This window comes from Peribacillus sp. SIMBA_075 (assembly GCF_046534585.1).
Window position 1 is genome coordinate 1 of sequence record NZ_JAWRYN010000532.1, and the last position, 275, is coordinate 275.

Consider the following 275-nt stretch of genomic DNA (forward strand, 5'->3'; position numbering starts at 1 on the left):
GCTCCCCGTCCGGGTGGAGGGCGCCCAGATAGACGATGCGCCGCACCCCCGCAGCTCGCGCGGCCTCCGCGACGGTGCGCGCTGCGTCGGACTCCTCCTCGTCGAAGTCGCCGCGCGCCCGCATCGAGTGGACGAGATAGTAGACGACATCCACGTCGGCGGCCGCCCGCTCGACCGCCGCAGGATCGTGGAGGTCGCCCTCCACCACCTCCACGTCGCCGGACCAGGGCACGTCGGTCAGCTTCTGCGGCGAGCGCGCGAGCACCCTGACCGCG

1 protein-coding gene is annotated in these 275 nt (G+C 73.8%); it reads right to left on the minus strand.

Features of this window, described 5'->3' with window-relative positions:
• On the minus strand, nucleotides 1-275 hold a 275-nt coding region (locus SB775_RS29305; RefSeq protein WP_410864743.1), incomplete at both ends, for an NAD(P)H-binding protein.